Raw genomic sequence first — 25,475 nt, 5'->3', positions numbered from 1 at the left:
TTGGAACCACCTGATCCCATCCCGAACTCAGCAGTGAAACGATGCATCGCCGATGGTAGTGTGGGGTTTCCCCATGTGAGAGTAGGTCATCGTCAAGATTAAATTCCGAAACCCCAATTGCGAAAGCAGTTGGGGTTTTGTTTTGCCCGCAGGAAAGTTCGTACAGCATTACCGGACAGCTCCCGGCTGTCACAGTCTCCCGACAATGCTAAGGTTCGGCCCTAGCTTTTGTATTTCTCCAAGGAAGCCTTTATGCCGGACGCGACGTCCCTCAGTGCTGGTTTTATGGTGGTTCACGGTAACCGCCTGGACGAGCTGCGCAGCCTGGTGGTCAGCTGGATGCGGCGATACCCGCTGGCTCCCTTGGAAAATGAAATCGCTCTGGTGCAGAGCAACGGCATCGCCCAGTGGCTAAAGCTGGCACTGGCGGAAGACCCGGAAGAGGACGATATGGGCGGCTGCGGAATCGCCGCAGCCATCGACGTGCAATTACCGGGCAGCTTCATGTGGCAGCTCTATCGTATGGTGCTTGGTCGAGATGAAATTCCCGCCAAGTCTTTGCTCGATAAGGCCCCGCTGACCTGGCGACTCATGCGGCTGCTTCCGCAGTTGATAGGTCAGCCCCACTTCGAACCTCTGCAACGCTTTCTGACCAATGACACCGATCTGCGCAAACGCTATCAACTGGCTGAGCGGCTGGCAGACCTGTTCGACCAATATCAGGTGTACCGAGCCGACTGGCTTGAAGACTGGGCTGAAGGTCGTCATCAATTACGCAACGGTCGGGGTGAAGCGAAACCCCTGACCCCGGCCAACTGCTGGCAGGCGGAATTGTGGCGTGCGTTGTTGCTGGATGTGGGGGAGCAAGGCATGTCGCAAAGTCGTGCTGGCGTCCATCAACGATTTATCGAGCGCATTAACAACCTCGATGTCGCCCCCGACGGATTACCATCCCGAGTGATCGTTTTCGGGATTTCTTCGCTTCCCGCTCAGGCTCTGGAAGCACTCGCCGGACTGGCCCGTTTCAGCCAGGTTCTGCTTTGCGTGCACAACCCGTGTCGTCACCATTGGGCGGACATCGTCGCTGATAAAGACCTGTTACGGCATCAATACAAACGTCAGGCTCGCAAGAGTGGCATGCCGGTCGTGCTGGATTCCCAAACCCTGCATCAGCATGCACATCCGCTGTTGGCAGCGTGGGGTAAACAAGGGCGGGACTACATTAATCTGCTAGACAGCTATGACGATCCCAACAGCTATCGCTCGGCGTTTCGTGATGGGCGCATTGATCTGTTCAGTGACAGCCAGCCACATAACCTGCTGAACCAGCTGCAGGACGACATCCTCGAATTGCGTCCTCTGAATGAAACGCGCGAACGCTGGCCGGCAGTCGATACAGACGCGGATCAATCGATCCGTTTTCACATTGCCCACAGTGCTCAGCGCGAAGTAGAGATACTCCACGATCAGTTGCTCGCACGCTTCAGTGCTGATCCTGGGTTAAGACCGCGCGACATTATCGTGATGGTTCCGGACATCGACAGTTATGCACCGCATATTCGCGCTGTGTTCGGCCAGCTTGAGCGCCATGACCCACGCTTCATTCCATTCACGCTCGCAGATCAAGGCCAACGCGGTCGTGACCCGTTGCTGATTGCAGTCGAACACCTGCTCAAACTGCCCGACAGTCGCTTCCCCGTCAGTGAGATCCTTGATCTGCTGGACGTTCCAGCGTTGCGCGCTCGCTTCGGTGTAGAGGAACGTGACCTGCCGACCCTGCATCGCTGGATCGAAGGCGCGGGCATCCGCTGGGGCATGAGCGCCGAGCAACGAGCGGGGCTTGGATTGCCGCAGGAACTGGAGCAAAACAGTTGGCGATTCGGCTTGCGGCGGATGTTGCTTGGGTATGCAGTCGGCAGCGCCGGTGCCTGCCAAGGTATCGAGCCCTACGATGAGATTGGTGGTCTGGACGCCGCGCTGATAGGTCCATTAGTGGCGCTCCTGGATGCGCTTGAAATTGCTCACCAGGAACTCACCCGACCTGCGCCGCCCCTGCAATGGGGGATGCGCCTGCAAGCGTTGGTGCAGTTGTTTTTCCAGGCCAGTAATGAGCACGACGACTACTTGCTTGCCCAGCTCGAAGAGTTGCGTGAAACCTGGCTTGAGACCTGTGAGTCTGTCGGTCTGCATGACGAGTTGCCGTTGACCGTAGTTCGTGAAGCCTGGCTCGCCGGTCTCGATCAGGGGCGCTTGTCCCAACGTTTTCTCGCCGGTGCAGTTAACTTCTGCACCCTGATGCCCATGCGCGCGATCCCGTTCAAGCTGGTCTGCCTGCTTGGGATGAATGATGGCGATTATCCGCGTGCGCAACCGCCACTGGACTTCGACCTGATGGGCAGCGATTACCGTCCGGGTGATCGCTCCCGGCGCGAAGACGACCGCTATCTGTTGTTGGAAGCGCTATTGTCAGCGCGTAACCAGCTCTACATCAGTTGGGTTGGCCGCAGCATTCGCGATAACAGCGAGCGCCCGGCTTCTGTGCTGATTGGCCAACTGCGCGACCATCTGGCCAGCGGATGGCGACTGCAAAATGCCGATGAAGACTTGCTTGAGGCAATGACTCAGGAGCACCCGTTACAGCCGTTCAGTGCTCGCTATTTCCACGAAGGCGATGACTTGTTCAGCTACGCCAGCGAATGGCAGGTGCTTCATCATGCTGTTGAGTCGGCAGGCGATAACGGCATCCTCGCCCCCTATGTTCAGGAAGAGCCGCTGAGCCTTGGCCAACTGCAGGACTTTCTGCGCAACCCGGTGCGGCACTTCTTCAGTCAGCGGCTGAAGGTGTTCTTTGAAGCGGCTGAAGTGCCGCTTGCCGATGAGGAGCCATTTGTCCTCGACGCGCTGCAACGCTACAGCCTCAGCGACAGTTTGCTCGACGCCGCGCTGGAGCATCTGGATCAGTCCGATCAGGCTTTGGAGGCGCAAGCCAAACGTCTGCAAAACAGCGGCCTGCTGCCCATGGCCGGCTTTGGCGAATGCCTGCAACGGGAATTGATCGAGCCATTGCCGGATCTGCTGCAGCGTTATCAACAGCTTTTGGCCCTATGGCCGACACCGCTCACCAGCGCTTTACCTGTGAGTCTTGAGCTGCAAGGGCTGCGCCTCGAAGGTTGGCTCAGCGGTCTGCATCAGCGAGCTGACGGTGGTTTGCTGTCGGTCACCACGATTCCCAACAGCATCGGCTCGATCAAGTCTCGCAAATGGCATCGTCTGACACGGTCATGGGTCAATCATCTGGTTGCCAGCGCCAGTGGAATGGCCATGACCACTGCGCTGGTGGCCAGTGACGACAGCCTGCTGCTCGGTCCGATGGAGAAGGATGTTGCATTCCGGACCTTGAGCGACCTGCTGATGGCCTGGCAAGCAGGCATGCGCCAACCTCTACCCATTGCAGTAAAAACGGCGTTTGCCTGGCTAACCCAGACTGATCCTGCCAAAGCCGACGCCGCTGCTCGTAAGGCCTATGAAGGCGACGGCCTGACCACTGACGGCGAGCGCCGCGAAAGTCCCGCGCTCGCCCGGCAGTTTGCTGACTATGACGCACTGATTGCCGACGAGACCTTCGCCGATTGGTGCAACGCCTTGTACAAGCCAATGCTGGAAGCCCCTTGGCGCTCATTGACCAGCGAGGAGCCGTGCTCATGACCAGCCAGACACCGTTGGCCCTGGCGTTCCCGCTGCGCGGCAGTCAACTGATCGAGGCCAGTGCCGGGACCGGCAAGACCTTCACTATTTCCGCGTTGTACCTGCGTCTGGTCTTGGGCCACGGCGGGGAATCGAGCGGATTTGGACGTGAACTGTTACCGCCGCAAATCCTCGTAGTGACGTTCACCGACGCCGCGACCAAAGAGCTGCGCGAACGTATTCGAACGCGTCTTGCCGAAGCCGCACGATTTTTTCGCGATGAAACACCGGCGCCGGATGCCCTGATTGCAGAGCTGCGTGAACAGTACCTTCCCGAGCAGTGGTCCGGATGCGCAAACCGTCTGGACATCGCTGCTCAGTGGATGGACGAAGCAGCTGTCTCGACCATCCACAGTTGGTGTCAGCGCATGTTGCGCGAGCACGCGTTCGACAGTGGCAGCCTGTTTACCCAGACCCTGGAAACCGATCACAGTGATTTGCTCGGCGAGGTTCTGCGCGACTACTGGCGATTGTTTTGTTACCCGATGCAAGGCGATGCGCTGAATTGGGTGCGCGGTAATTGGGGCGGGCCCGCAGCCCTGTTGCCGCGAGTTCGTGGTTTGTTCGCCAGTGAGCGCCACAGTGCTGAAGGCAAAGAGCCTGTCGAGCTGATCACTGAGTGTCTGCAAGAGCGACGAGCCGCATTGCTCGAACTCAAAATGCCTTGGCGTCAATGGGCGGACGAGTTGCTTGCCATCTGTCATGAGGGCGTCGCGAGTAAAAGCGTCGACGGTCGGAAGATGCAGGCACGCTATTTCGAACCCTGGTTCGAAAAGATAAAAGCTTGGGCCGAAGATGAATTACTCGAACAGTTGGATATTGGCACTGGCTTCACTCGCCTGACGCCTGATGGCATGGCTGAGGCGTGGAAAAAGGGCGAAGTGCCCAATCACCCGGGACTGGACGCAATGCCTGGCCTCAAGGCCAGTCTCGACAGTTTGCCAACCCCCGATGCGGCAGTCCTGCAGCATGCCGCTCAGTGGGTAGGCGCGCGGTTCGAGGAGGAAAAACGTCGCCGCGCGGAAATGGGTTTCGATGACATGCTGTTGCGCCTCGATGCCGCGTTGCAAGCCGAGGGCGGCGAACGTTTGGCAACCCTGATCCGCGAGCAATTTCCGGTAGCGTTGATCGACGAGTTCCAGGATACCGACCCGGTTCAGTACCAGATCTTCGAAAGCATCTATCGCATCGAGGACAACAATCCTGAATGCGGCCTGTTCCTGATCGGCGACCCGAAGCAGGCGATCTACGCCTTCCGTGGTGCCGACATCTATACCTACCTGCGTGCCCGCCAGGCCACCACTGGCCGGCTGCATACCCTGGGCACCAACTTCCGTTCCAGTCATGGCATGGTCGATGCGGTGAACCATGTGTTCGAGCGCGCCGAGTCGCGGGAAGCGGGGCGGGGCGCATTTCTGTTTCGTGAAAAAAGTGGCGAAAATCCGGTGCCGTTCCTGCCGGTCGCCTCCCAGGGCCGCAAAGAAGTTCTGCAGGTTAAGGGTCAGGTTGTACCCGCTCTGAACATCTGGCATCTGCCCGCCGAACAACCATTGTCCGGTGCCGTTTACCGACAGCAATTAGCCGCTGCTTGCGCCAGCGAAATCACTGCTTTGCTCAATGGCGGGCAACAAGGCCAGGCGGGTTTCATCCAGGACGGCAAGGACTTCAAAGGTTTGCTGCCAGCGGATATTGCGATCCTGGTACGTGACGGCAAAGAGGCCCAGGCCGTGCGCGCCGAACTCACGGCCCGGGGCGTGCGCAGCGTGTATCTGTCGGACAAGGACTCGGTGTTCGCCGCACAGGAAGCTCACGACCTGCTGACCTGGCTCAAGGCTTGCGCCGAGCCGGATGTCGAGCGTCCGCTGCGAGCGGCGTTGGCCTGTATCACGCTGAATCTGTCGCTGGCTGAGCTGGAACGCTTGAATCAGGACGAGTTGGCGTGGGAAGCGCGGGTCATGCAGTTCCGCGGTTATCGCGAACTCTGGCGCAAACAGGGTGTGCTGCCGATGCTGCGTCGCTTGCTGCATGACTTCCAGCTACCACAGGCGCTGATCGCGCGAAGCGACGGCGAGCGTGTGCTGACCAACCTGTTGCACTTGTCCGAACTGCTGCAACAGGCGGCCGCCGAACTCGATGGCGAGCAAGCATTGATCCGGCATTTATCCGAACACCTGGCGTTGTCCGGCCAGGCTGGCGAAGAGCAGATACTGCGTCTGGAGAGCGACGAGCAACTGGTCAAGGTCGTGACGATTCACAAGTCCAAGGGGCTTGAGTATCCGTTGGTGTTCCTGCCGTTCGTGTGTTCGGCGAAGCCGGTCGACGGCAGCCGCTTGCCGCTGCATTACCACGACGAGACCGGCAAGGCCCAGGTGACGTTGAAGCCGACACCCGAGTTGATCGCGCTGGCCGATCATGAGCGCCTGGCCGAGGATCTGCGCTTGTTGTATGTGGCCTTGACCCGTGCACAACATGCCTGTTGGCTCGGTGTTACGGACCTCAAGCGCGGCAATAACAACAGCTCGGTGCTGCACCTTTCGGCACTGGGTTATTTGCTGGGCGGTGGTGCGCCATTGACCGAATCGGCGGGGTTGACGCGTTGGCTTGAAGACTTGCAGCAGGACTGTCCGGCGCTGAACTACAGTGAAATGCCTGAAGAAACCGTCGAGCATTACCACCCGCCGCAAAACGATGCGACGTTGCTTGCCCCGCTGATACCCAAACGCAAGGCCAGCGAAAACTGGTGGATTGCCTCCTACAGCGCCCTGCGCATTGGCGACAGCCTGAGCGTGGGCAGTGACGAAGCACCGGAAAACCCGCAAGCGCAAAAGCTGTTTGACGACGAGCGCCTTGACCCGGAAGCGCCGCGAGAGGTGGTCGCTGGCGGTGCCGATATCCATCGCTTCCCTCGGGGTCCGAACCCCGGCACCTTTCTCCATGGTTTGCTTGAATGGGCCGGTAACGAAGGTTTTGCCGCCACGCCACAAGCCGTGGAAGATGCCATTGCCCGTCGCTGCAACCGTCGTGGTTGGGAAGGCTGGATCACCACGCTGAGCGATTGGCTGCAGCATCTGCTCAAGTCCCCGCTGCACATCGGTGCCGGACAGGCGCCAGTGATATTCGAGCAATTGACCCAGTACCGCGTCGAGATGGAATTCTGGTTCGCCAGCCATAAAGTCGATGTGCTCAAACTCGACGAACTGGTCCGCCAATACACCCACAACGGCGTTGCCCGTGTTGCAGCCGAACCGGTGTTGCTCAATGGCATGTTCAAAGGTTTCATCGATCTGACGTTCGAACATGATGGTCGCTATTACGTCGCCGATTACAAATCCAACTGGCTGGGCGTCGATGACATGGCCTATACCGAGCAAGCCATGGAGCAGTCGATTCTGGACAATCGCTACGACCTGCAATACGTGCTGTACCTGTTGGCCCTGCATCGCCAGCTCAAGGCGCGGCTTGCCGATTACGATTACGACCGGCACGTCGGTGGGGCGCTGTATCTGTTCCTGCGTGGCACCCGCGCATCCAGTCAGGGCGTGTATTTCGCCCGTCCGCCAAGAGAACTGATCGAGCGTCTTGACCGGCTGTTCCAGGGCAAGCCAGAACCCAAGGCCGAACCCGCCTGGGAACAGGGAGTACTGCTATGAGTCGCACCTTCGCCGATTTGCTGCCGACGCCATTGGCAGCGGAAAGTCTGGCGAGTCTGGCACCGTTGAGTCGCGCCGATGACTTGTTGCTGCTGCTCACCCGTTGGGTAGAGCGGGGCTGGTTGCGAGCGCTGGACAAGGCCTTCGTTGCGTTCTTGCACGAACTCGCTCCCGACGATGACCCTCTGGTGCTGCTGGCTGCGGCATTGACCAGTCACCAATTGGGCCACGGCCATGTCTGCCTGGATCTGTTCGAAACCCTGAAAGAGCCTGACTTCGCACTGTCATTGCCGCCGGAAGGCGATCTGCAAAGTGGCGCGATGCTGCTGCCATCACAATTGCTCGAGGCGCTGGACGGCGCCCATTGGTGCAAGGTACTGGCCGCCAGCAATCTGGTCGCATTGGCAGCCGACAGGCGTGAAACGGCTCAACAAAGGCCGTTGGTACTGTCGGGAAAACGCCTTTATCTGCGCCGCTATTGGGCTTACGAGCGGCGTATCGATGACGCCCTGCGTGTGCGTCTGGCCGAACACGAAACCACACCGAGTGATCTGCCCCAACGTCTTGTCGGTCTGTTCGGCCAGGCCAAGCCTGGCGAGGTGATCGACTGGCAGAAACTCGCGTGTGCCTTGGCGACCCGCAGTGCCTTCAGCATCGTCACCGGCGGCCCGGGGACGGGGAAGACCACCACGGTCGTGCGCTTGCTGGCATTGCTTCAGGCACCGGCGGTGGAGGCTGGCAAACCACTGCGCATTCGGCTCGCCGCCCCCACCGGGAAAGCTGCGGCACGGTTGACGGAGTCCATCAGCCAACAAGTCCGCACGCTGGAAGTCGCTGAAGCCGTGCGAGATAAAATTCCGTCAGACGTGACCACCGTGCACCGTCTGCTCGGCAGTCGGCCCGGTACGCGACATTTCCGGCACCACGCCGGTAACCGTTTGCCGCTGGATGTGCTGGTGGTGGATGAAGCCTCAATGATCGACCTGGAGATGATGGCCAATCTTCTCGACGCGATGCCGGCCCATGCACGACTGATTCTGCTGGGTGACAAGGACCAACTGGCCTCGGTCGAGGCCGGCGCTGTGCTGGGTGATCTGTGCCGCGACGCCGAGGCCGGTTGGTATAGCCCGCAGACGCGTCAGTGGCTGGAAACGGTCAGTGGTGAAAATCTCGCAGCCAGTGGTTTGCAAGAAGACACTCAGGGGACTCATCCGCTGGCCCAGCAAGTGGTGATGCTGCGTCACTCGCGCCGGTTCGGCGAGGGAAGCGGCATTGGCCAACTGGCGCGCTGGGTCAACCGGCAACAACCCGAAGAGGCTCGGCAGCTGCTGGCGACTGGAAGCCACGGCGATGTATTTTTCCTGCCCCTCAAGGGTGAACAGGACCGGGCGCTGGAGCGCTTGTTGCTGGAAGGTCATGGTGAGGGGCCGCAAGGCTACCGGCATTACCTCAGCCTGCTGCGCCACCTGCGGCCATCGCCCGATAGCTCGCTTGAGGATTCACGCTGGACCGATTGGGCACGCCAGGTGCTGCAAGCCTTCGACGCCTTCCAGTTGTTGTGTGCCGTTCGCAAAGGGCCATGGGGGGTGGAGGGCTTGAATCAGCGCGTGACCGATGCGTTGCTCAAGGCCCGGTTGATCGACAGCAATCAGCAGTGGTACGAAGGCCGGCCGGTGCTGATGACCCGTAACGACTATGGCTTGGGTTTGATGAACGGCGACATCGGCATCGCCCTCAAGCTGCCGGAGCGCGATGGCCCCGAGGCGGGTCGTCAGGTATTGCGCGTGGCCTTCCCGCGCAATGATGGCCAGGGTGGCGTGCGTTTTGTCCTGCCGAGCCGGCTCAATGATGTCGAAACCGTGTACGCCATGACCGTACACAAATCCCAGGGCTCCGAGTTTGCACATACGGCGTTGATTTTGCCGGACGCCCTGAACCCGGTTCTGACCAAGGAGCTGATCTATACCGGCATTACCAGGGCCAAGGACTGGTTCACATTGATCGAGCCACGTGCCGGAGTGTTTGAAGAGGCGGTGCGACGCAAGGTCAAGCGGTTGAGCGGGTTGATGCTGGAGTTGGAAGAGGCCGTCGAGCCGAGGCAATAAATGGCGGCGGCACCGGACGCCGGAAACTGTCCGAAGTGCCGTCGTACGTGGCCTCGCTGGTGTTTCAGCGCTGTGCTATCGTTGCGGCACCCTCCCGTTACGACCGAAGAGAATCCCTGCATGAAGGTGGCTGTCTGGATGACAGAGTGCGTTGCTGGCTGCAAGCAGGCCGTACTTGCAGGCTTTCTCTGTTTGCTGAGCGGCTTCGTTTTCGCTCAAACGCAAACGCCACCAGGCATGGCCGACCAGCGCGCCAAATCGGTCACGCAGGTTGTACTTGGGATACTCAGCTATGCCCGCTGGCCAGTTGAGCCCGCACAACTTCGTTTGTGCATCGTCGGCCCTACCGAATACACCGACGACCTGGTCAAGGGCACCACCCAGGCCACTGGCCGACCCGTTACCGTGCGCCGCCTGCTGGCCGACAACCCATCCATTGTCAGTGAGTGCGACGCGGTGTACATCGGCAAACTGACCAGCGAAGAGCGCAGCCGGTTGTTCGCTTCGCTGAGTGGGCATCCGGTGTTGAGCATCAGCGAAAGCGACGATCAATGTACCGTCGGCAGTCTGTTCTGTTTGCGTGTCGGCGATGAACAAGTGTCCTTTGAGGTCAACCTCGATTCCGTCGCCCGTAGCGGCGTGCGAATTCACCCAAGTGTGCTGCAACTGTCCCGCCGCAAACCGGCGGCGCCATGAGTCTATTCAAGCCGGGCAGTCGTCCGACCTTGCGTTCGGTCATTGGCCGCGGTCATTTGATCGTCGCGCTGGTCGGCGTGGCCATGGCCAGCATCTCGCTGACGCTGCTCGGCGTCCTGGCGTTGCGGGTCTATGCCGACCACAACCTGCATTTGATTGCGCGCTCCATCAACTACACCGTGGAAGCGGCGGTGGTGTTCAACGACAAAGCCGCCGCCACTGAAGCGCTGGCACTGATCGCCTCCACCGAAGAAGTGGCGGATGCCCAAGTGCTGGACTTGCAAGGCAAGTTGTTGGCGCGTTGGCAGCGACCGGAAACCGGATTGTTCTCTGATCTCGAAATGCAGATGGCCAAAGCCTTTCTGGAAGAACCCATCAGCATGCCGATCATCCATCAAGGTCAGGAAATCGGCAGCACTCTGCTGATCGGCCACGGCGGCAGCCTGATGCGCTTCTTGCTCAGCGGTCTGATGGGCATCGTTCTGTGCACCGCCGCCAGTGCCTGGGTAGCGCTTTATCTGGCTCGCCGACAACTGAGCGGGATCACCGGTCCGCTGCGCAGTCTGGCGTTCGTGGCGCACGCTGCGCGCAGCGAACGAGCCTTCGACCAGCGTGTGCCGCCCGCCGACATCGCCGAACTCGATAACCTGGGCAATGACTTCAATGCCCTGCTCGATGAACTCGAATCCTGGCAAACCCACCTGCAAAGCGAGAATGAAACCCTCGCCCACCAGGCCAGTCATGACAGCCTCACCGGGTTGCCGAACCGGGCGTTTTTCGAAGGACGATTGATTCGTGCACTACGCAACGCCAACAAGCTCAACGAGCGGGTAGCGGTGCTGTTTCTCGACAGTGACCGGTTCAAGGAAATCAACGACACCTTCGGTCATGCCGCTGGCGATGCAGTGTTGGTCGCAGTCGCCAATCGGGTTCGCGCGCAACTGCGCGAAGAGGATCTGGTGGCGCGTCTTGGGGGGGACGAGTTTGCTGTCCTGCTGACACCGCTGCACAAGACCGAAGACGCCGAGCGGATTGCCGATAAAATCATTGCCAGCATGGAAGTGCCGATCCCGTTGCCGGGTCATACTCAGGTTTTGACTTCTCTGAGCATCGGCATTGCCGTGTACCCGGATCATGGTGCTACACCGGGTGCCCTGCTCAATGCTGCCGATGCGGCCATGTACCAGGCCAAACGCTTTTCCAGAGGTGCACAGCACACGTCAGGGTCGGAGCACCCTGTCGCCGATGTTCAAACCAGGAGCTAATGTTCGTGTTCTCATTCAATCTGCGATTTCTTGCGATCCCTTTGTTCATGGCTTTGCTGGCACTGACCGGTTGCCAGACGGCACCACAAAAAGGTTTGAGTCCGGCACAGGTTGCAGTGCTGCAACAGCAAGGTTTCGAGTTGACCGACGAGGGCTGGGCGTTTGGCTTGTCCGGCAAAGTGTTGTTTGGCAGTGATGTCGAAAGCCTGAATCCGCAGAGCACCGAGATCGTCGAGCGCATTGGCAAGGCGTTGCTGGGTGTCGGGATCGATCGGGTGCGGGTTGATGGTCACACCGATGCGTCGGGCAAAGAGACCTACAACGAACAGCTGTCCCTGCGCCGCTCGAACAGCGTCGGCAAGGTCCTGATCGCGGTTGGCATGAAAGAGCAGAATATCCAGCTAAGGGGCTTTGGCAGCAGTGAGCCGGTAGCCTCCAACGACAACGCGGCCGGTCGAACCGAAAACCGCCGGGTGTCGATTGTGGTGAGCGCCGACTGATCGGCCGATCCTCTTTTTAACTATTCTTTTTGGGGGAATTCATACCCCCGTAGATGAACGGAACACATGGAAAAAATAATAAATTACTGCCGCAACCACTTCTGGAAAAAATGGCTTCGCCAGCATAAATGCAAGATCGCTGGCGGGGTGTCATCGCTTAACGCCAAAACCACGTTGCTGGTGGAAGAGAATGTTTCGCTCGGTCATGTGGTGGTCGGCACCAAACGGTTGAGCATTGGTGCCCACACTTACATTCGAAGTGGTTGCGTGCTGTCCGCGGTGTCCTCGATAGGACGGTTTTGTTCGATTGGAAATGACTGCTACATCGGACAGGACAAAAATACCCACCCGTCCGATTGGGTCAGTTCGCACCCCTTCCAATTTACCCGTACAAAACTGTCCTTCGAACCAGAGATCGTTGATGTAACGATCGGCGACGACGTCTGGATCGGACATGGCGCCATGATCATGGAAGGTGTCACGGTGGGCACGGGGGCTATCATCGCCACCCGCGCACTGGTTGCCCACGATGTGCCGCCCTATGCGGTAGTCGCCGGGATTCCGGCGAAAGTCATCAAGTATCGGCACCCGCCAGAGGTGGTGGCGCAGTTACTTGATAGCCGATGGTGGGAATGTAATGTCGATTTCCTTCTGAGCTTGCGCCTGGACGATCCCCGTTCTGCTTTGCCGATCATTGCCGATTCGCGCAGCGCCAATCAGGTTGTTTACAAGCAGGTGGAAGTCACCCGCAAAGGCTGCCAATTAGTCAGCACACTCGGATTAGCTGCTCCGACGTTCAGTCTGCAAACCGAAGATCCCGCGTCTCGCCCAGTAACAACGGGCCATTCAGTTCAGTGACCTCCCTGATGTAATCCCACAACAGGGTGATCCGCTTGAGCTTGCGCAGGTCCTCGCGGCAGTACATCCAGAACTGCCGGGTGATGTTGATTTCCTCCGGCAGCACCGGCAGCAACCGCGGATCCTGAGCCGCGAGGAAGCACGGCAGAATCGCCAGCGAACGCCCTTGCTGCGCAGCCACGAACTGCGCAATCACGCTGGTGCTGCGCAAGTTGGCGCTGGCGCCGGGCAGCACGTTCGCCAGGTACAGCAGCTCCGAACTGAAGGCCAGGTCGTCGACATAACTGATAAATGAATGCTTGCCCAAGTCCGCCGGGCGCCGGATCGGTGGGTGTTTGTCCAGATAGTCCTGGGTCGCGTACAGCTGCAACCGGTAGTCGCAGAGTTTGCAGCAGACGTACGGGCCATGCTCCGGACGTTCCAGGGCGATGACGATGTCCGCCTCGCGTTTGGACAGGCTGATGAAGTGCGGCAGCGGCAGGATGTCCACCGAGATCGCCGGGTAGGCGTCGACGAAATGGCTCAGTTGCGGGGTGATGAAAAAGCTGCCGAAACCTTCGGTGCAACCCATCCGCACATGACCGGACAACGCCACGCCGGAACCGGAAACCTGTTCGCACGCCATGTGCAGCGTGCTCTCGATCGACTCGGCGTAACCCAATAAACGCTGACCCTCAGCGGTCAGGACAAAACCGCTGGTCCGGGACTTCTCGAACAACAATGTACCCAATGCCGCTTCCAGCGAGCTGATACGCCGCGACACCGTGGTGTAGTCCACCGCCAGGCGCTTGGCCGCGGTGCTGGCCTTGCGGGTGCGGGCCACTTCGAGGAAAAACTTGAGGTCATCCCAGTTCAGCGAACCTAAAGACGTGATGTTTTTTTGCATGATGGACCGGCTTTTATGTGCGTTCTTATTAGAAGTTTGCACATCTATACTCCAAAAACAGTCCGACAACCAATTCGCGACACACGCCTCATCTCAAGGCGACTTATCCGCCTTGGCTCCCTGCATAACAACAAGTCCAGGAGACCAGCATGAACGCATCGCTCACGCCCAACGAAACCACTGTCCAGAACGTCAAACTGTTGATCGACGGCGAGTGGGTCGAGTCCCAGACCACTGAGTGGCACGACATCGTCAACCCGGCGACTCAGCAAGTACTGGCCAAGGTTCCGTTTGCCACCGCCTCGGAAGTCGACGCCGCGATCAGCGCCGCCCATCGCGCCTTCCAGACCTGGAAGCTGACGCCGATCGGCGCCCGCATGCGCATCATGCTCAAGCTCCAGGCGTTGATCCGCGAACACTCCAAGCGTATCGCCGTGGTGCTCAGCAACGAACAGGGCAAGACCATTGCCGACGCTGAAGGCGATATTTTCCGAGGCCTGGAAGTCGTCGAACACGCGTGCTCCATCGGCAGCCTGCAAATGGGCGAGTTCGCCGAGAACGTCGCGGGCGGCGTCGATACCTACACCCTGCGTCAGCCAATCGGTGTTTGCGCCGGTATCACCCCGTTCAACTTCCCGGCGATGATTCCGCTGTGGATGTTCCCGATGGCCATCGCCTGCGGCAACACCTTCGTGCTCAAGCCGTCCGAACAGGACCCGATGTCGACCATGCTGCTGGTGGAGCTGGCGATTGAAGCAGGCGTTCCGGCGGGCGTGCTCAACGTGGTTCACGGCGGCAAGGACGTGGTGGACGCGCTCTGCACCCACAAAGACATCAAGGCGGTTTCCTTCGTCGGTTCGACTGCCGTCGGTACTCACGTTTATGACTTGGCCGGTAAGCACGGCAAGCGCGTGCAATCGATGATGGGCGCTAAAAACCACGCCGTGGTGCTGCCGGATGCCAACCGCGAACAAGCGCTGAATGCGCTGGTCGGTGCCGGTTTCGGTGCGGCCGGTCAGCGTTGCATGGCAACGTCGGTGGTGGTGTTGGTCGGCGCGGCCAAGCAATGGCTGCCGGACCTGAAAGCGCTGGCGCAGAAACTCAAGGTCAACGCTGGCAGCGAGCCGGGCACGGACGTTGGTCCGGTGATCTCCAAGCGTGCCAAAGCGCGGATTCTGGATCTGATCGAAAGCGGCATCAAGGAAGGCGCCAAGCTTGAGCTGGACGGTCGTGACATCACGGTTCCCGGCTACGAGAAGGGCAACTTTGTCGGTCCGACCCTGTTCTCTGGCGTGACCCCCGAGATGCAGATCTACACCCAGGAAATCTTCGGTCCGGTGCTGGTGGTGCTGGAAGTGAATACGCTCGACGAGGCCATCGCCCTGGTCAACGCCAACCCGTTCGGCAACGGCACGGGCCTGTTCACCCAAAGCGGTGCGGCGGCGCGCAAATTCCAGAACGAAATCGACGTGGGTCAGGTCGGCATCAACATTCCGATTCCGGTGCCGGTCCCGTTCTTCAGCTTCACCGGTTCGCGCGGTTCCAAGCTCGGTGACCTCGGCCCGTATGGCAAGCAAGTGGTGCAGTTCTACACTCAGACCAAGACCGTCACCAGTCGCTGGTTCGATGACGACAGCGTCAACGACGGTGTGAACACCACCATCAACTTGCGTTAAGGAGCCGGACATGAAAATCGCTTTTATCGGTCTCGGCAACATGGGCGCGCCGATGGCGCGCAACCTGATCAAGGCCGGCCACGCGCTGCGACTGGTTGATTTGAACAAAACCGTTCTGGCCGAACTGGAGCAACTGGGCGGCAGCATCAGCGCGACGGCTCGTGAAGCGGCTCAAGGTGCAGAGCTGGTGATCACCATGCTGCCCGCCGCTGTGCACGTGCGCAGCGTGTGGCTGGGTGAAGACGGCGTGCTGGCGGGGATCGCCAAAGGCGTGCCGGCCGTGGATTGCAGCACCATCGACCCGCAAACCGCGCGTGATGTGGCGACGGCCGCGGCCAAGCAAGGCGTGGCCATGGCCGATGCGCCGGTGTCGGGTGGCACTGGCGGTGCAGCAGCCGGGACCCTGACCTTCATGGTCGGCGCTACGCCTGAACTGTTCGCCACCCTGCAACCGGTGCTGGCGCAGATGGGGCGCAACATCGTCCATTGTGGCGAGGTCGGCACCGGGCAAATCGCCAAGATCTGCAACAACCTGCTGCTGGCGATCTCCATGGTTGGTGTCAGCGAGGCCATGGCGCTGGGTGATGCACTGGGGATCGACACTGGCGTGCTGGCCGGGATCATCAACAGTTCCACGGGGCGTTGCTGGAGTTCGGAGATGTACAACCCGTGGCCGGGCATCGTCGAAACGGCACCTGCGTCGCGCGGGTATACCGGTGGTTTTGGTGCCGAGCTGATGCTCAAGGATCTGGGGCTTGCCACGGAAGCGGCACGTCAGGCGCACCAACCGGTGGTGCTTGGCGCGGTGGCCCAGCAGTTGTATCAGGCGATGAGCCAGCGCGGGGAAGGGGGTAAAGACTTCTCGGCGATCATCAACAGCTATCGCAAACCGCAATAACGACCTGCTTCAACCTGTGGGAGCGAGCCGGCTCCTACAGGTGTGTGCGCATCGACATTTACCGGGAAATCACGTCGGGTGATCTCCCGGTTTTTTTGCATCAGGCAAACACGAAATACTTGCGCACGGTTTCAACCACTTCCCACGTGCCTTTCATCCCCGGCTCGATGACGAAAATATCACCGGCACGCAGATGGATCGGCTCTTTTCCTTCCGGGGTGATGATGCAGTAACCCTCGCGGAAATCGCAGTATTCCCACTTCACGTATTCCACATACCACTTGCCCGGCGTGCAGATCCAGGTGCCCATGATCTTGCTGCCGTCTTCGCTGGTGTAGGCGTTGAGGTTGACGGTGTGCGGATCGCCTTCGAGTTTTTCCCATTTGCAGGCGTCGAGCACTGGCAGCGGGTGGGTGTCGCGAAGAACGGTAATCGGTGCGGACATGATGACTCCGAGCGTGATGGAGAACTGAAGTCGCACCCTATCGGGCTTGGTGCGGCGTCAGTTGTCTGTGCTCGACATCGAGGTATCCAGAAACGCTGGATTCACTGCGCTCGCCATAAAAAACGCCCCGGTATTCATCGAATGCCGGGGCGTTTTTTTTACGCGATTACTGAGTCACTGACAGCTTTCGGTGCCTGGCCATGCGCAACCGATAGCAACCGTAGATGAGCAACACCCACACCGGCATGGCGTACACCGAGGCGCGCACCGGCGGGATCATCCAGATAACGCAGATGATCACGGCCATGAACGCCAGGCACAGGTAGTTGGTGTACGGCGACCAGAAAGCCTTGAAGCCTGGCACGATGCCGCGCTGGACCATGGCCTTGCGGAATTTCAAATGCGTGAGGCTGATCAGCGCCCAGTTGATCATCAAGGACGCGACCACCAGGGCAAACAACAACTCAAGCGCTTCGTGCGGCGCGACGTAATTGACCAGCACCGCCAGCATCGTGATCAACGCCGAAACGCCCAGTGCCAGCAACGGCACGCCCTGCTTGTTCAACTTCATCAGCACTTTGGGGGCGTCGCCCTGTTCGGCCAGGCCGTAGAGCATGCGGCTGTTGCAGTACACGCCGCTGTTGTAGACCGAAAGCGCGGCGGTGAGCACCACGAAGTTGAGGATCTGCGCGGCGGTGTCGCTGCCGATCAGGGCGAAAATCTGCACGAACGGACTGCCGCTGTAGGCGTCGCCCGAAGCGCCCAGTGTCTGCAGCAGTTGGTCCCATGGGTACAGCGACAGCAACACGGTGAGGGCGCCGACGTAGAAGATCAGCACTCGGTAAACCACCTGGTTGATGGCCTTGGGAATGACCTTGCGCGGTTCGCTGGCTTCAGCGGCGGTGATGCCGACCAGCTCCAGGCCGCCGAAGGAGAACATGATGAACGCCATCGCCATCAGCAAACCGTTGGTGCCATTGGGGAAGAAACCGCCGTGGCTCCACAGGTTGCTCACCGATGCTTGCGGGCCGCCGGTGCCGCTGAACAGCATGTAGCAGCCCAGCAGGATCATGCCGATGATCGCCACGACCTTGATGATCGCGAACCAGAATTCCATTTCGCCGAAGACTTTGACGTTCAGCGTATTGATCAGGTTGACCAGCACGAAGAACACCGCCGCGCTGACCCAGGTGGGCACTTCCGGCCACCAGAACTGCACGTACTTGCCGACGGCCGTCAGCTCGGCCATGCCGACCAGCACATACAGCACCCAGTAGTTCCAGCCGGACAGGAAACCGGCAAAGCCGCCCCAGTAGTTGTGCGCGAAGTGGCTGAACGAGCCGGCCACGGGTTCCTCGACAATCATTTCGCCCAGTTGGCGCATGATCAGGAACGCGATGAAACCGGCAATCGCATAGCCGAGGATCATCGACGGTCCGGCGGACTTGAGCACTCCGGCGGAGCCCAGGAACAGCCCCGTACCAATGGCGCCGCCCAATGCGATCAGTTGAATGTGCCGATTTTTCAACCCCCGCTTGAGCGTTGCCTGTTGCAAGATTTCATCCGCCATCTGGTTCCCTTTTGGTTGTTGTGGCCAGGCTTGATTTGAAAGGGCAGATATTACTCTTCGCGGCCTTCGTCATACAGGTGCCTGTTGGGCCAAACACTGGTTTTCAAAGGCTCCCGGCCCTGTTTGCAGCGCACAACGCGTCGAGCAAGGCTCTGGCGTAACCGGGCAGGCCAGCAAACGAGCGGGCGCACAGCAGCAGTTTGCGCTGCGCCCAGGTTTCCTGCAGGGCAACGTGCTTGAACGGTTGATCGACGGCCCGACGCTCGATCGCCGCCAACGGCACAATCGCCAGCCCGGCGCCGCGAGCGACCATGCGAATCACCCCGTCGAAGCCTTCCGCCCGGATGCGGATTTGCATGCGCACGCCCGCGTGCAGCGCCTGTTCTTCGAGGTACACCGCCAGCGCGCTGTTGGCGCTCAGGCCGACGTAATCGTGATGCAGCGTCTCGCTGAAGCTCGGTGTTGCGCCGTCAGCCAATGGATGCCCGAGTGGCATGATCAGCACCAGCGGATCGTTGCGAAAGGGCTGGGATTCGAGGGCGTGGGTGTCTACGGCGTCGGAGACGATGCCAAGGTCCGCCGCACCCTGATGCAGTGCATGGACGATGCGCAGGCTCGGCAATTCCTGCAGATCAATGTCGAGGTTGGGATGGCGGCAGAGGAAGTCCGCCAGCACTTCCGGCAGGTACTCGGTGATTGCCGTGGTGTTGCATAACAAACGCACCTGACCTTTGACGCCTTTGGCGTATTCGGCCAGGTCCTGCTGCATGCGGTCGGCGTGTTGCAGTAGTAGTCGGGCGTGTTGCGCCAGGGCTTTTCCGGCGGACGTGGGGGTGACGCCGCGACGACCGCGTTCCAGAAAGTCGATGCCGAGCGAAGCCTCCATCGCGCGGATTCGCGCGCTCGCCGCCGCCAGGGATAAATGGCTGCGCACGGCGCCGGCGGTGATGTTGCCGGTTTCGAGGATGTTCAGATAGAGGCGTAGGTCGGTGAGGTCGAAGTGCATGGGTACAGCCTCGGGAGGTGTGTTGACTGGGCAGCCGCCTTCGCGGGCAAGCCTCGCTCCTACACGATTTGCGCAACCCCTGTAGGAGCGAGGCTTGCCCGCGAAGGCGTCAGCAGCAACAACGAAATCGTCAGCCTCTATCAAAACAAGAGACATACTCAGTATATGGCGAATTTTCACACGGCCAATCCAGGCGCAGGATCAGCCCATGAATACACTCGCCACGTTCTACCAAAACCTTGGCTTGGCCCTTTCTCTGCTGGTCATCGCCACCTTCCTCCTGGCCGGCATGATCAAAGGCGTGATCGGCCTAGGCCTGCCAACCATCGCCATGGGCTTGCTCGGTCTGGCTATGGCGCCGTCGCAGGCTGCGGCGCTGCTGATCATTCCGGCGACCCTGACCAACGTCTGGCAATTGGCATTCGGCGGGCATTTGCATGGGTTGGTCAGGCGGCTGTGGCCGATGCTGCTGGCAATCTTCATCGGCACCGGTGCCGGGACGGTTTGGATTGGCATGGCGGGTGGTCATTGGGTGGTGCGGGGGTTGGGCGCGGCATTGCTGCTCTATGCGTTGAGCGGTTTGTTCCTGCCGACTTTGCGCGTCAGCCGTCAGACCGAGCGCTGGCTCGGTCCGCTGTGCGGCGTGCTGACCGGCGTCATCACTTCCGCCACCGGCGTCTTCGTGATTCCGGCGGTGCCGTATCTGCAAGCACTGGGTTTGAACAAGGATGAGCTGGTGCAGGCGCTGGGCCTGTCGTTCACCGTATCGACCCTCGCCCTCGCCGCCGGCCTGTTGTGGCGCGGGGCGCTGGGCGGTGGCGAATTGAGCGCGTCATTGCTGGCGCTGATCCCGGCGGTGCTCGGCATGTTGCTCGGGCAATGGCTGCGCCAGCGGATCAGCGCCGTGCTGTTCAAACGCGTGTTCTTCATCGGCCTCGGTGTGCTCGGCGGCCACTTGCTGATCAGCGGGTAGCGGACGACGGGCTGAGCATCTCGATGGCACGGATATCGAAATCCTGTTCCAGGAATTCGTCGCGCTGTTCGAGGAACTGCTTCATGTGCGGCAGGTTCGAGTGCACGTCGAGGTGCGCCTGGGATTGCCAGATCTCGAAGAAGATAAACAGCGTCGGGTCCTGTTTGTCGCGCAGCATGTGGTATTCGATGCAGCCTGGCTCGGCACGACTCGCTTCGACATAGCCGCGGAAGAACGCTTCGAAGGCGTCGGATTTTTCCGGGCGGGTTTTGGCGTGCAGGATGAAGCCTTGTATTTCACTCATCAGGAGTCTCCTCAAAGTCAGAATCGGCGCCAGTTTATGGCAACAATCGCCTGTTGATTCGTGCGTATAGGTCAAATGAATTTTGCGAATTCAGGACTTATTCCGCGCGAGGCCGGTCGCTAACCTGCCGCCATCCACTTTCTGACCCTTCCGAGATTCCTCATGAAAAAAGTACTGTTGCTCAATGGCGGCAAAAAGTTTGCGCACTCTGATGGCCGCTACAACACCACCCTGCATGAAGCCGCATTGAGCGTGCTGGATCGCGGCGGCGTTGACATGAAAACCACCTTCATCGACGAGGGCTATGACGTCGCTGAAGAAGTTGCCAAATTCCTCTGGGCCGACGTGATCATTTATCAAATGCCGGGCTGGTGGATGGGCGCGCCGTGGACTGTGAAAAAGTACATCGACGAAGTCTTCACCGAAGGCTACGGCAGCCTATACGCCAGTGACGGCCGCACCCGTTCCGATGCTTCGCAAAAGTACGGCAGCGGTGGTTTGGTGCAGGGCAAGCAATACATGTTGTCGCTGACCTGGAACGCGCCGCAGCAAGCTTTCGACGACCCGACCGACTTCTTCGAAGGCAAGGGCGTGGACGCGGTGTACTTCCCGTTCCACAAGGCCAACGAATTCCTCGGCATGACCGGTTTGCCGACATTCCTGGCGGTTGATGTGATGAAACGCCCGAACATCGAAGGTGATGTGGCGCGCTATGAGCAGCACCTGACCAAGGTGTTCGGCCTGAAAGCATAAGGTTCGGCTACTATCGTCATCTGGAATCCGAACCTGTAGGAGCCGGCTTGCCGGCGATAGCAATCCTGAGGACGCCATCGCCAGCAAGCTGGCTCCTACACAAAGCGATAAGGAACACAGGTGAAAGCCAGATCCGATGAGTTGCAGATTTTCGTCTGCGTGATTGAGTGCGGATCGATTTCCGCTGCGGCCGAACAGGTCGGGCAGACGCCTTCGGCGGTCAGCCGCACGTTGTCGCGGCTGGAGGCCAAGCTCGATACCACGCTGATCAACCGCACCACGCGGCGCATGGACCTGACGGAGGAGGGCAAGTATTTCTTCGAGCACGCCAAACTGATTCTCGATCAGATGGAGGAGCTTGAAGAACGCCTCAGTTCACGTCAGCAAACCCCGTCCGGGCGTTTGCGGATCAACGCCGCCTCGCCGTTCATGCTGCACGCCATCGTGCCGTACATCGACGAGTTCCGCCGGCTCTACCCGGACATCCAGCTCGAACTCAACAGCAACGACCTGATCATCGACCTGCTCGAACAAAGCACCGACATCGCCATCCGCATCGGCACGCTGGCCGACTCGACCCTGCACGCCCGCTCGCTGGGTTGCAGCCCGCTGCACATCGTCGCCAGCCCGGCTTACCTTGAGCAACACGGCACACCGTTGGTGGTCGAGGACCTGAGCGGGCACGCGCTGTTGGGCTTCACCCACAATGAAGGCCTCAACCAATGGCCGCTGCGTTATGTGCATGGCGATCGCTGGCCGATTCAGGCGTCGATCAGTGCGTCCAGCGGCGAGACGATCAGGCACTTGGCGCTGGAAGGTCAGGGCATTGCCAGCCTGTCACATTTCATGACCATCGAAGACATCCGTGCCGGGCGCCTGAAAGTGCTGCTGGCGGATTTCAACAGCGGTTATCGCCAGCCGATCAACGCAGTCTATTACCGCAACTCGCAACTGGCCCTGCGGATTCAATGCTTCCTGGACTTTATCCAGGGCAAATTGGCGGTGTACGCGAATGCGGATTTTGAAGGTTGATTCATGACTCCTACGCAAGAGTGAATTGGGTCAACGGGGATTTTTCAGTCGTGATGACTGCTTGATACTCGTTGCATCACTTATTCACGCAGGGAGTTTCTCCATGAACGTATTCGTTACCGGCGCTGCAGGTTTCATCGGCGGCTCCATCGCTACGGGCCTGGTTCGCGCTGGCCACAAGGTCACCGGCCTGGTGCGCAGCAGCGAACAAGCCAATGAGCTGAGCGCGTTGGGCATCACGGCGGTCATCGGCACTCTTGACGACAGCGCACTATTGGCCGAACAGGCCCGCGCTGCCGACGCGGTGATCAATGCCGCCAGCAGCGACCATCGCGGCGCGGTGGAAGCCTTGGTCAATGCCTTGCGCGGTTCCAACAAGGTGTTCCTGCACACCAGTGGTTCGAGCATCGTCGGCGATGCGTCGGGCGGCCAGTTCGGCGACGCCATTTATTACGAAGACACGCTGCCGGAGCCTACTGTCGACAAGGCGGCCCGCGTGGCCATCGACAACCTGATCCTCGACGCGGCGAACGACGGGGTGAACTCGGCGGTCATCTGTAACACGTTGATCTACGGCCATAGCCTGGGCGTCAATCGCGACAGCGTGCAGTTGCCGCGCCTGCTGAAACAGGCACGCAAAAGTGGCGTGGTTCGGCATGTCGGCACCGGCCAGAACATCTGGTCCAACGTGCACATCGAAGACGTGGTGTCCCTGTACCTGCTGGCGCTGACCAAAAACGTACCGGGCACGTTCTATTTCGTTGAGAGCGGTGAAGCGTCGTTCGTCGACATGACCACGGCGATTGCCCAGGCGTTGAATCTCGCTGAGCCGCAAGACTGGCCGCTGAAAGAGGCCGAAGCCGAGTGGGGTTATGAAATGGCCAACTACGGTTTGGGTTCCAACAGCCGGGTGCGCGGCAAGCATGCGCGGGAGTTGCTGGGTTGGGTGCCGAAGCGGACTTCGGTGGTTGAGTGGATTCTTAACGAGATGGTGTGAGTTCGCTTTAGACCGCGTCATCGGTCTTCGCGGGCAAGCCTCGCTTCTACAGGGGTTGTGTCGCTCACAAAATGGGTGAACGACACAACCCCTGTAGGAGCGAGGCTTGCCCGCGAAGGCGTCTTCAGCAGCACCGCAACTGGCCGGGCCGCCCTCAATTCCGTACCATCCGCCCCCTCTTCCCCAGTTGTGTCCAGTCCTCCCCATGAAAGCAAACCGTCTGCGCGCCGATGTCCTGGCCGGGCTCACCACATCCTTCGCCTTGTTGCCAGAATGCATCGCCTTCGCGCTGGTGGCTCACCTCAATCCGCTGATGGGCCTGTACGGCGCGTTCATCATTTGCACCCTGACCGCGCTGTTCGGTGGTCGGCCGGGCATGGTGTCGGGCGCGGCCGGTTCGATGGCCGTGGTGATCGTCGCGCTGGTGGTGCAGCACGGTGTGCAGTACTTGCTCGCGACGGTGTTGCTGGGCGGGTTGATCATGCTGGCGTTCGGGTTGCTGAAGCTCGGCAAACTGGTGCGGATGGTGCCGCATCCGGTGATGCTCGGCTTCGTCAACGGCCTGGCGATCATCATCGCGCTGGCGCAACTGGAACACTTCAAGAGTGGTGACAACTGGCTCAGCGGCTCACCGCTTTATGTGATGAGCGGATTGGTGGCGCTGACGATGGCGATCGTCTATCTGCTGCCGCGACTGACCCGCGCCGTGCCGCCAGCGCTGGTGGCGATTCTGGGTGTCGGTCTGGCGGTGTATCTGCTCGGCTTGCCGACTCGCACCCTGGGCGACATGGCGCACATCGCCGGTGGCTTGCCGACGCTGGCCTTGCCAGACATTCCGTGGACGCTGGACACCCTGCGCATCATCGCCCCTTACGCAATATTGATGGCGCTGGTCGGCCTGCTGGAAACCCTGTTGACCCTGAACCTGACCGACGAAATCACCGAGAGCCGTGGCTTCCCGGATCGTGAGTGTGTGGCGCTGGGCGCGGCCAACATGGTCTCCGGTGTGTTTGGCGGCATGGGCGGCTGCGCGATGATCGGCCAGACCGTGATCAACCTCAGCTCCGGTGGCCGAGGTCGGCTTTCCGGCGTGGTGGCCGGCGTGCTGATTCTGCTGTTCATTTTGTTTTTGTCGCCGCTGATCGAGCGCATTCCGCTGGCCGCACTGGTCGGGGTGATGTTCGTGGTGTCACAGCAAACCTTCGCCTGGGCTTCGCTGCGGGTGGTCAACAAGGTTCCGCTGAACGATGTGCTGGTGATCGTCGCCGTGACGGTCATCACGGTGTTCACCGACCTGGCCACCGCCGTGCTTTGCGGGATCATCATTGCAGCGCTCAACTTTGCCTGGCAGCAGGCCCGCGAGCTGTATGCCGACAGTCACCTCGAAACCGACGGCAGCAAGCTTTACCTGCTGCATGGCACGCTGTTTTTTGCCTCGACTACACCGTTTCTCAACCAGTTCGATCCTGCCAACGACCCGTCGGTGGTGACGATTGATTGTCGTCACCTGAGCTTCGTCGACTACTCGGCCATCGCGGCGCTGAAGACCCTGCGCGAACGTTACGCCAAGGCGGGCAAGCATCTGCGGGTGTTGCACCTGTCTGAGCGTTGCAAGACGTTGCTTAAGCGTGCTCGGGTCAGTCACGACTGATCTATCAATCCTCTGGGCTGCGGCCATTCCCTGTAGGAGCGAGCCTGCTCGCGAAAAACGTTCAGACAACGCGTTGATTCAGGAAGTGCGCGTTATCGTTGACGCCCATCGCGAGCAGGCTCGCTCCCACAGGAAAGCGGATGAAAGTTCGCGTGCCTGATTTTCATATTCACCGACCCCGCATATCTCTGCGCGACAACCCTTACCCCTCTACGAAAATTACTTTCACCTCGTTTGAGTTTCACGCTTCGAAATGTTTTAAGAGTTTCACAAAACTTTCGACGTGACCCTTTCGAGGAGTACCGCATGACCCTGTCCTTCGGCTATTGGCTGCTGGTGTATGCCGCCATCGCCATCATCGCGCTGATCGTTCTGATCGCCCGTTACCGACTCAATCCCTTCATCGTCATCACCCTGGTCTCCATCGGCCTGGCATTGCTCGCCGGCATGCCGCCGTCCGGCGTGG

General features: G+C 59.9%; 19 protein-coding genes, 1 rRNA gene and 1 pseudogene. 16 read left to right on the top strand and 5 right to left on the bottom strand.

Features of this window, described 5'->3' with window-relative positions; genetic code table 11:
- The 8 genes from rrf to KGA97_RS23470 all read left to right on the top strand — a co-directional run.
- Window positions 1-98, top strand: a 5S ribosomal RNA gene (gene rrf / locus KGA97_RS23505); the annotation flags it as partial.
- A 154-nt stretch (window positions 99-252) separates the two neighbouring features.
- Window positions 253-3,705, top strand: a complete 3,453-nt coding sequence (gene recC, locus KGA97_RS23500) for an exodeoxyribonuclease V subunit gamma (protein ID WP_223481606.1) — start codon at window positions 253-255, stop codon at window positions 3,703-3,705.
- Window positions 3,702-7,394 carry an exodeoxyribonuclease V subunit beta gene (gene recB / locus KGA97_RS23495; protein ID WP_223481605.1) on the top strand — a complete coding sequence of 1,231 codons (3,693 nt, stop codon included), beginning with the start codon at window positions 3,702-3,704 and terminating at the stop codon, window positions 7,392-7,394. Before recC ends, recB begins: the two co-directional genes overlap by 4 nt.
- Entirely contained in the window at window positions 7,391-9,499 is a 2,109-nt protein-coding gene (gene recD / locus KGA97_RS23490; RefSeq protein WP_223481604.1) for an exodeoxyribonuclease V subunit alpha, read from the top strand. The genes recB and recD overlap by 4 nt, the downstream gene beginning before the upstream one ends.
- A gap of 120 nt (window positions 9,500-9,619) precedes the next feature.
- Window positions 9,620-10,195 carry a YfiR family protein gene (locus KGA97_RS23485; RefSeq protein ID WP_192417458.1) on the top strand — a complete coding sequence of 192 codons (576 nt, stop codon included), beginning with the start codon at window positions 9,620-9,622 and terminating at the stop codon, window positions 10,193-10,195.
- Complete coding sequence (locus KGA97_RS23480) at window positions 10,192-11,460, top strand: diguanylate cyclase domain-containing protein (RefSeq protein ID WP_192227646.1); 1,269 nt, start codon at window positions 10,192-10,194, stop codon at window positions 11,458-11,460. The genes KGA97_RS23485 and KGA97_RS23480 overlap by 4 nt, the downstream gene beginning before the upstream one ends.
- Window positions 11,460-11,960 (top strand): OmpA family protein, encoded by a 501-nt coding sequence (locus KGA97_RS23475; protein WP_192227647.1) that lies wholly within the window; start codon window positions 11,460-11,462, stop codon window positions 11,958-11,960. Before KGA97_RS23480 ends, KGA97_RS23475 begins: the two co-directional genes overlap by 1 nt.
- Window positions 11,961-12,026: 66 nt before the next feature.
- A complete protein-coding gene (locus KGA97_RS23470) occupies window positions 12,027-12,818 on the top strand; it encodes a CatB-related O-acetyltransferase (protein WP_223481603.1) in 792 nt (263 codons plus the stop codon).
- Here the strand turns inward: KGA97_RS23470 and KGA97_RS23465 are convergent.
- Window positions 12,757-13,704: a LysR family transcriptional regulator gene (locus KGA97_RS23465; protein WP_223481602.1), complete on the bottom strand. Its 948-nt coding sequence runs from the start codon at window positions 13,702-13,704 to the stop codon at window positions 12,757-12,759. The genes KGA97_RS23470 and KGA97_RS23465 overlap by 62 nt on opposite strands.
- Before the next feature lie 149 nt (window positions 13,705-13,853).
- On the opposite strand from KGA97_RS23465, the gene KGA97_RS23460 reads away from it, so the two are divergent.
- A complete protein-coding gene (locus KGA97_RS23460) occupies window positions 13,854-15,380 on the top strand; it encodes a CoA-acylating methylmalonate-semialdehyde dehydrogenase (protein ID WP_008024085.1) in 1,527 nt (508 codons plus the stop codon).
- 10 nt (window positions 15,381-15,390) lie between these two features.
- Entirely contained in the window at window positions 15,391-16,278 is an 888-nt protein-coding gene (gene mmsB / locus KGA97_RS23455) for a 3-hydroxyisobutyrate dehydrogenase (protein ID WP_223481601.1), read from the top strand.
- A gap of 100 nt (window positions 16,279-16,378) precedes the next feature.
- On the opposite strand, the gene KGA97_RS23450 is transcribed toward mmsB, so the two are convergent.
- The 3 genes from KGA97_RS23450 to KGA97_RS23440 all read right to left on the bottom strand — a co-directional run bounded on the left by KGA97_RS23450 (window position 16,379) and on the right by KGA97_RS23440 (window position 19,299).
- Window positions 16,379-16,723 carry a cupin domain-containing protein gene (locus KGA97_RS23450; protein WP_008024653.1) on the bottom strand — a complete coding sequence of 115 codons (345 nt, stop codon included), beginning with the start codon at window positions 16,721-16,723 and terminating at the stop codon, window positions 16,379-16,381.
- Window positions 16,724-16,889: 166 nt separating this feature from the next.
- Window positions 16,890-18,293: an amino acid permease gene (locus tag KGA97_RS23445; RefSeq protein WP_008024654.1), complete on the bottom strand. Its 1,404-nt coding sequence runs from the start codon at window positions 18,291-18,293 to the stop codon at window positions 16,890-16,892.
- A 103-nt stretch (window positions 18,294-18,396) separates the two neighbouring features.
- A complete protein-coding gene (locus tag KGA97_RS23440) occupies window positions 18,397-19,299 on the bottom strand; it encodes a LysR substrate-binding domain-containing protein (protein ID WP_223481600.1) in 903 nt (300 codons plus the stop codon).
- A gap of 208 nt (window positions 19,300-19,507) precedes the next feature.
- Between KGA97_RS23440 and KGA97_RS23435 the strand changes: the two genes are divergently transcribed.
- Window positions 19,508-20,272, top strand: coding sequence for a sulfite exporter TauE/SafE family protein (locus KGA97_RS23435; protein WP_223435501.1), 765 nt, complete (start codon window positions 19,508-19,510; stop codon window positions 20,270-20,272).
- Here the strand turns inward: KGA97_RS23435 and KGA97_RS23430 are convergent.
- A complete protein-coding gene (locus KGA97_RS23430; protein WP_008024657.1) occupies window positions 20,262-20,576 on the bottom strand; it encodes a putative quinol monooxygenase in 315 nt (104 codons plus the stop codon). The two genes, KGA97_RS23435 and KGA97_RS23430, sit on opposite strands and share 11 nt — an antisense overlap.
- Window positions 20,577-20,738: 162 nt before the next feature.
- Here KGA97_RS23430 and KGA97_RS23425 point away from each other — a divergent pair, with 162 nt between their 5' ends.
- The 5 genes and pseudogenes from KGA97_RS23425 to KGA97_RS23405 all read left to right on the top strand — a co-directional run.
- On the top strand, window positions 20,739-21,329 hold the full coding sequence (locus tag KGA97_RS23425; protein WP_223450579.1) for an NAD(P)H-dependent oxidoreductase: 591 nt from the start codon (window positions 20,739-20,741) through the stop codon (window positions 21,327-21,329).
- Window positions 21,330-21,449: 120 nt separating this feature from the next.
- Window positions 21,450-22,361: a LysR family transcriptional regulator gene (locus tag KGA97_RS23420; RefSeq protein WP_008024659.1), complete on the top strand. Its 912-nt coding sequence runs from the start codon at window positions 21,450-21,452 to the stop codon at window positions 22,359-22,361.
- Between the two features lie 103 nt (window positions 22,362-22,464).
- Window positions 22,465-23,358 carry an NAD-dependent epimerase/dehydratase family protein gene (locus KGA97_RS23415; RefSeq protein WP_008040822.1) on the top strand — a complete coding sequence of 298 codons (894 nt, stop codon included), beginning with the start codon at window positions 22,465-22,467 and terminating at the stop codon, window positions 23,356-23,358.
- A 205-nt stretch (window positions 23,359-23,563) separates the two neighbouring features.
- A complete protein-coding gene (locus KGA97_RS23410; protein ID WP_223481599.1) occupies window positions 23,564-25,009 on the top strand; it encodes a SulP family inorganic anion transporter in 1,446 nt (481 codons plus the stop codon).
- Between the two features lie 306 nt (window positions 25,010-25,315).
- Window positions 25,316-25,475 (top strand): annotated as a pseudogene (locus KGA97_RS23405) (GntP family permease); the annotation flags it as partial.

Origin of the sequence: Pseudomonas sp. BF-B-15 (assembly GCF_019946675.1) — a bacterium.
In the GTDB taxonomy this organism is placed as follows: Bacteria; Pseudomonadota; Gammaproteobacteria; order Pseudomonadales; family Pseudomonadaceae; genus Aquipseudomonas; species Aquipseudomonas migulae.
The sequence above is the reverse complement of the archived record's forward strand: the minus strand, read 5'-3'. Positions and strand labels throughout refer to the sequence as shown.

Coding starts and splice junctions, on each gene's coding strand:
- KGA97_RS23440 (WP_223481600.1), bottom strand. CDS start 19,299: ATGCACTTCGACCTCACCGACCTACGCCTCTATCTGAACATCCTCGAA.
- KGA97_RS23410 (WP_223481599.1), top strand. CDS start 23,564: ATGAAAGCAAACCGTCTGCGCGCCGATGTCCTGGCCGGGCTCACCACA.
- recB (WP_223481605.1), top strand. CDS start 3,702: ATGACCAGCCAGACACCGTTGGCCCTGGCGTTCCCGCTGCGCGGCAGT.
- KGA97_RS23470 (WP_223481603.1), top strand. CDS start 12,027: ATGGAAAAAATAATAAATTACTGCCGCAACCACTTCTGGAAAAAATGG.
- mmsB (WP_223481601.1), top strand. CDS start 15,391: ATGAAAATCGCTTTTATCGGTCTCGGCAACATGGGCGCGCCGATGGCG.
- KGA97_RS23465 (WP_223481602.1), bottom strand. CDS start 13,704: ATGCAAAAAAACATCACGTCTTTAGGTTCGCTGAACTGGGATGACCTC.
- KGA97_RS23475 (WP_192227647.1), top strand. CDS start 11,460: ATGTTCGTGTTCTCATTCAATCTGCGATTTCTTGCGATCCCTTTGTTC.
- KGA97_RS23435 (WP_223435501.1), top strand. CDS start 19,508: ATGAATACACTCGCCACGTTCTACCAAAACCTTGGCTTGGCCCTTTCT.
- KGA97_RS23480 (WP_192227646.1), top strand. CDS start 10,192: ATGAGTCTATTCAAGCCGGGCAGTCGTCCGACCTTGCGTTCGGTCATT.
- KGA97_RS23460 (WP_008024085.1), top strand. CDS start 13,854: ATGAACGCATCGCTCACGCCCAACGAAACCACTGTCCAGAACGTCAAA.
- KGA97_RS23485 (WP_192417458.1), top strand. CDS start 9,620: ATGAAGGTGGCTGTCTGGATGACAGAGTGCGTTGCTGGCTGCAAGCAG.
- KGA97_RS23450 (WP_008024653.1), bottom strand. CDS start 16,723: ATGTCCGCACCGATTACCGTTCTTCGCGACACCCACCCGCTGCCAGTG.
- KGA97_RS23415 (WP_008040822.1), top strand. CDS start 22,465: ATGAACGTATTCGTTACCGGCGCTGCAGGTTTCATCGGCGGCTCCATC.
- recD (WP_223481604.1), top strand. CDS start 7,391: ATGAGTCGCACCTTCGCCGATTTGCTGCCGACGCCATTGGCAGCGGAA.
- KGA97_RS23430 (WP_008024657.1), bottom strand. CDS start 20,576: ATGAGTGAAATACAAGGCTTCATCCTGCACGCCAAAACCCGCCCGGAA.
- recC (WP_223481606.1), top strand. CDS start 253: ATGCCGGACGCGACGTCCCTCAGTGCTGGTTTTATGGTGGTTCACGGT.
- KGA97_RS23445 (WP_008024654.1), bottom strand. CDS start 18,293: ATGGCGGATGAAATCTTGCAACAGGCAACGCTCAAGCGGGGGTTGAAA.
- KGA97_RS23425 (WP_223450579.1), top strand. CDS start 20,739: ATGAAAAAAGTACTGTTGCTCAATGGCGGCAAAAAGTTTGCGCACTCT.